This is a genomic window from Gammaproteobacteria bacterium, assembly GCA_033720895.1.
GTDB lineage: Bacteria > Pseudomonadota > Gammaproteobacteria > Natronospirales > JAJUFS01 > JAWWBS01.
Map to the genome: position 1 here is coordinate 22,385 of JAWWBS010000020.1, position 6,080 is coordinate 28,464.

Annotated in this window: 3 protein-coding genes; all 3 read right to left on the bottom strand. The window is 63.9% G+C overall.

The window, feature by feature from the left end:
* Positions 1 to 5 precede the first annotated feature (5 nt).
* Entirely contained in the window at positions 6 to 4,022 is a 4,017-nt protein-coding gene (locus R3217_04875; GenBank protein ID MDX1454772.1) for a translocation/assembly module TamB domain-containing protein, read from the bottom strand.
* Positions 4,019 to 5,797, bottom strand: a complete 1,779-nt coding sequence (locus R3217_04880) for an autotransporter assembly complex family protein (GenBank protein ID MDX1454773.1) — start codon at positions 5,795 to 5,797, stop codon at positions 4,019 to 4,021. Before R3217_04880 ends, R3217_04875 begins: the two co-directional genes overlap by 4 nt.
* 3 nt (positions 5,798 to 5,800) lie before the next feature.
* A partial coding sequence (locus R3217_04885) for a prolyl oligopeptidase family serine peptidase (protein ID MDX1454774.1) occupies positions 5,801 to 6,080 on the bottom strand: 280 nt, incomplete at its 5' end.

Here is a 6,080-nt window from a genome sequence, read left to right on the forward strand (position 1 = left end):
CGGCGTCAGCGTTCGATGGTGTAGATGAGGTCGGTGCTCGACTTGATGCCGGAGATGGCTTCCAGCGTCCACTTGCTCGACAGGCGATAGTTGATGCGGAAGGAATTTACCGCATCGAACAGGCCGATGCCGTAGCCGACATAGAGGTCCGGCGAAAGGTACTTGCCGAGAATCAGCGCAGCCTGCTCGCGATCGCTCACCTCCGAGAAACGCACTTCGTCGATACCCACCTTGTCGCCGGCATCGGCCAGCACCTGGCCGGCGCCAAGACCGAGCGCGACACTCGCCGAATCCACGTTGCCTCCGGCTGCCTGGTTTTCACCAACCGAGCTTCCCGACACCAGGTAGGAAAGGATCTCGGTCTGCGGCAGGGCCGGTTCGGCAAAGAAATCGAGTTTCGGGGCACTGGCCGTGCCACGCAGGTTCATGCCGACCAGCTGGTTCGGGTTGACCTGGCGAACGGCGCGCACGTCCAGCCCGGGCTCGCTGATCGGCTGGCCGGTGTACACCAGTCGGCCGCGCTGGACATCCAGTGTCTGCCCGTAGATCCGGTACTTGCCGGCTGCCATGTCGATGGTCCCGCTTGCTGTCGCCGGCTGGTCGGTCGCCGCCTGCACTGTCAGCTCGCCGGTCAGGCGCGTGTCGAGCCCGTAGCCCGAAAAGCGCGTGTCATTGCCCAGTCGGGTCTTCACCTCGGCGTTGTACGTGTAGCGACCGCTGCCGTCAGCGTCATCGCGATTCACGATGACCTGGTCATCCGACACCGAAGTACCGGACGAAAAGTCTCTTGGTTGCAGGCGGGCGCTGACAACATCGATCGTTCCGAGGATATCGACATGGCGGTCTGCCAGCGCCAGGTCCATGCGCGGACTGATGATCAGCTCGACCTCCGGTGAGTTCACGGCCAGGAAATTCTCGCCTTCCACGGCCAGCGTGGCGCTTGCCTGCTCCAGGAAATCCTGTCCATCGATGGCGAATCGCAGCTCGCCATCGCCACTGCGCAGGCTGCCCTTGCCCTGCAATGCACTGTCGTTGACGTCCAGCCGGATGTTGATGTCATCCCAGCGAGTTCCCAGCGGGGTCAGTTCGGCATGTCCGTCGACAAAGCTGAGTCGGCCATTCAGTCGTGGTTGACCCAGGGTGCCGCTGATCGCCAGCTCGGATTCGAGCAGGCCTTCGACTGCACGCACGTCCGGGAAGAACGCGGGCAACAGGGACAGGTCACGCAGCGCAAGGCTGGCCTTGCCGGTCAGTCGCGCTCGCTCGCTCCTGCCATTTGCAGGCAGGTCGATTCGCAGTTCGGCATCGGCCTGGCTGTCGGCATCCAGCCGGGCTTCGCCAGTCAGCCGGAACACGCGGTCCCGGAGACTGGCGTCAAGCGTCGCGCCTTGCCATTCCACCAGCATGCCGTCGTCGTCGCTGGCCGGCATGCCTGCGTCGCTGTCGTTGCCGTCTGTCGGGCGGGCCAGTCGCTCGTCTGCGAAACGGCCCGCGCCGACACGCAGGCTCAACCCGCCGCTGCGACGATCGCCGACCTGGCGATAGTCAAGGTGACCGGTGACTTTGCCACTGGCGCGGAAGCCAGTCGGCATGAACGCCGCCAAGTCGGCCAGTGCGAGTCGTTCGATATCGAATCCCAGGCTGAGCAACTCGCGATCGACCTGGATGCCTTGCGTGCAGATCCGGCTGTCCGCGCGCTCAAGGCAGAAACCGGCCAGCTCGCCGGCGGGTGGCGCGAGCGTGATGTTCGCCGGTGCCTCGAGCTGCCAGTCGTCATCGGTGCCCGAAACTGTCGCACGCAAGGACTGCAGCTTGCCTTGCCAGCTGGCCGCATTGTCGTCCCATGGCGCGATGTCTTCCCGCAATCCGCCCTGCAGCATGGCCTGCACCTTGCCATCGACAGTGGTCAGGCCGACGTCGATGTCATGGCGCGCGCGGCTGCCCCGGACGTCGATCGCCAGGTCGATGGACGGCATCGTGCCGTCGCGCAGGTCGTCGAGCCGGATATGCTGGGTTGCGTCTGCGTCAAAGCCAGCGGGAAGGTCGAGCTCGATGTTGGCGGCAGCCAGTCGCCAGTCCTGCCAGCGGACTGCCGTCGCGTTGGCAGCCAGCTGCAGTGTCGGCTGGTTCAGCCGCTTGCCGATCCGGCCCGTGGCCGCCAGCTGGCCGGCCGCCCGGTTGTCGAGCCTGGCAAGCTCGGGAATGTCCAGCTCGAAGAGGACATGTTGCGTATCACCCTTCAGCTGCAATTCTGCTTCGCCGAGTTGCAGTGCAAAGGCCTTCACCGCGAGCACGTCCTGCTCCAGTGCCAGGTCGCCATTGCCGGACAGCGGGCTGCCGTTGATGCTGCCCGACAGCCGGATGTCCTGCAGCGCGATTCGCCCGCGCCCGCCGGTATCGACCTGAAACCGGCTCTCCAGGTCGATGCTGCCGGTCAGTCGCGGCTCGCCGTGTGCGAACAGCGACTCCAATCGCAGTTGCCGTGACTTGAGCTGGCCTTCAAGTCGCAACGCCTTCCGCCAGTCCAGTTGCAGGCTGCCGCGGGTGCTGCCCTGCATGGCCAGCAGCTGGTCGACGTTCACGCGGACGGATTCCCTGTCGCCTCGTCCCGACAGTTCGAACCGTGCCGGTGTCGGCAAGTCGGCATGGCTGGCCTTGCCCCTGGCCGATAGCTGGTAGTTGTCAGGCGTGCCCTTGGCATTCAGTACGAGATCGCCCAGCTGCAGTTCGTCGCGATGCAGTTCGCCGGCGTCGATGTCGGCATCGAAGGCCAGCGTGTCGAACAGCAGTCCGCCTTGCAGCGTGGCGCGCTGGCCACCGCCGTCAAAGGCATCGAAACTCGCTGTCGTCTCAAGTGACTTGCTGTCGCCCTCGAGCTGCGCCTCGATATTGCGCAGCGCCAGTGGCTCGAGCCCCGGCCAGAGCATGTCTGTGGCGCGAACCGTTGCCTGCCAGTGCAGCCCCCCTGCTGTCTTTCCAATGTCCACGCTGGCCTCGATGGAGAGCTTGCTGCTGACCGGCAGGACCTCGAGTTGATCGGAAGCCAGGGTGAGCATTCCATCCTGCCAATCGAGTGCGAGCCTGCCCTGTATCCGGTCCAGCGGTGACAGCGCGGCATCGACGTCGCCACGAAATGCCAGCGCTTGCTGCCGGTAGGACAGGCGACCTGCAGCAGCGAGGCGCGCCTCCGGCAATTCGATACCCGTCCAGTTCGTGATCGTCTTGCTGTCCAGTTGCCGGATGTCGATGCCGGCATCCACCTGCGGCTGGTCGAGCAGCCTTGCCAGCTCGCCGTCGACGTGGATGCTCGTGCCAGTGTCGCCCTGCGATGACAACTGCAACTCCACCTGCAGTGCTGCCAGTGCGCCCCTTGCAGCCAGCTCTGCCTGCAATCCCGGCTGGCGCCAGGTGGAGGCCAGCGCCAGTTCGATGTCGACCGGGAAGGGTGCGGCCAGTCCGATGGCTGCGCTGCCACGCGCGGCAGCCGCTTCGCCCGCACCATCGATATCGCTGAACGCGATGCGGCCGTCATCCCAGAGCAGCCCGAATTTCATGTTCTCTATCTGGCGTTCACACTGCGCCTGCTGGCAAAGCAGAACATCGTCGATCCTGACCCACGGCATGTTCAGGGTCACGGGCAGCGCGAGTTTCTGCAGCAAGCCGGCGATGTCGATGGTGGCTTCGCGGTCGACCTCATCCTGCCTGGCGGCCAGGTGGTAGCTGGCATCGATCAGGCGGACGCGCGGCAGCAGTATTTCGCCGAGCAACAATCGATGCGGTTCTGCTTCCACTTCGATCGTGGCGATGTCGATGTGGTCGTCACCCAGCCGGATACGGACATCGTGCAGGGTGATCACGCTGGCCAGCGAGCCGGCCGCCGACGCCACCGTTACCGCATTGCCGGTCCAGGCCGGCAATTGCCGCGCCAGCCATTGCAGGGGCGCACTGAGATTGAGCAGGATCGTGAACCCGAGCAGCAGCACGAGCAGCAGGCCGAGGAGATATTTCAGCAGGCGCTTCACAGGTCCGGCCCGAAGTTGAAATGAATTTCGTAGCCGGACTTCGGCACCCGGTCCTCATTGACCGGGCGCGCCACGCTGAGGCGCACCGGACCGACCGGCGAGAACCAGATTGCTCCTATGCCGTAGGCAGCTTCCAGCTCCTCGTCCAGGCTCTCCATGGCGTTGCCCGCATCGTAGAACGTGCTGACGCCCCAGTTCTGGGTAATGCGGTAATCCAGCTGGACGCTGCCGACCAGCAAGTACTTGCCGCCGACGATATTGCCCTCGGCATCCACCGGCGCCAGACGGTTGTAATCGAAGCCGCGCACCGACTGGTCACCACCGGCGAAGAAGCGTTCGGACACTGGCAATTCCTCTTCCTCGTCGATGGCCGTGTAACCGATGTCGAGACGACTGAAGAAACGCAGGCGTTCGCTGACTGGCCAGGCGCGACGGCCCTGCACCCTGACCTGCAGGTAGGTCTCGTCCGAGCCCAGTGCCGGATGCGAGCCATGGATGTCGCCGTACAGCTTGTATCCCTCGGTCGGGTAGAGCGGATTGTTCATTCGATTGGTCAGCCAGGAGGCACCAGGCACGACGGTCTTGCTCTCGAACTCGCCTTCCGGCAGGAAACTGTCCTCCTTGCGCAGCACGGTATAGAGCGTCTGTTGCCAGCGTCCCAGCGAGCGCACGCGGCTGAGACTCAGCTCGTTGATGCGGGATTCGGTGTCGGCAAGCTCTTCGAACTGCGACTTGGCTGCAATGCGAAAGTACTCGCTGCCAGGCCGGCCCAGGGGAATGTTGTAGGCGACGGTGGCGGTGTTGCGAACTTCGGCAAACTGCGCTTCGGCATCGAGCCAGTGGCCGCGCCGATTGACGTAGCGGCGCTGCATGCCGAAGGTCACCCGTCCGCCGGTATCGGTGCCGTAACCGAAGCCGACGCGGTAGCGGGTCCGTTCGTTGGCTGTCGCCCGTATCGTGATGGGCACGATATGTTCGACGGCCTGCTCGCGGTGCGGTTCCACGCTGACATTGCTGAAGTAGTTGCTGTCGATAAGGCTGTACTGGAGATTCAGCAGTTTGTCGTAATCGAATGGTTCGCCCTGTTCGAATTCCACGAAGCGTTGCATGAAATCGTCGTTCAGGATGTCCTGCTCGATGGTGACCTCTCCGAACCGATAGCGTGGTCCGAGCGCCAGTCGCAACCGGATGTCCGCCTGCAATCGATCGGTGTCGACTTCCAGCCTGGCCGTTTCGAACCGTGCATCGAGAAAGCCGAGCGACAGCGCGGTTTTCAGAACACGATCCTTGTAGCTGCTGTAGCGCGCGTGTTCGAGACGCTGGCCCTGGCGGAACGGCATTGGCAGCAGCAGGCTGCGCAGTTCGCGAATTGCATTCGAGCGACCTTGTTCGGTGACTGCATCGGGCGGAATGCCTGGCGCGATGCTCAGTGAATAGTGATTGATGATGACGGCCGGACCGGGCGCCACCTGGTAGCTGGCATGCCAGCCGCCAGCCGTGTGTTGCAGGCGCGAGGTGATGTCCGGCGAGTAGTAGCCATAAGGTTGCAGGGCGCGACGAATCTCCTGTGGCGCCTTCTCGTGCAGGCGACGAACGGCCGGTGCGCTCAGGTCATCCCGGTCACGGTACTGGTAGATGCTGAGGAATGCCGCGATATTGCCGCGCAGCGTTTCATCGGGAACCAGTATCTCCACGTCGATCTGCTGTTCCGCCTGCGCCGGCATCGGCAGTCCGGCGGTGACGAACAGGAACAGGAGGAGTGTCGGCCCGCGCAAGAATCAGCCCCGTGATTCGTCGAGACAGTGGATGTCGAGTTTGCGCATCGGCAGCTCGCAGTCCAGCTCGAGAATGCGCCGGTAGAAGGCATGCTCGCTTTCGAGTGCCGTGATGATGGTGTCGGCACTGCGGAAGCCATGGCCCTCGCCCTCGAATTCGACCAGCGCGTGCGGGATGCCCTGGTCGCGGAGCGCGGCCGCCATTTGCCGTGACTGTTGCGGCAGCACGATTCGATCATCAAGTCCCTGGAAGAAGATCACGGGCCTGTCGATGCGTTCGGCA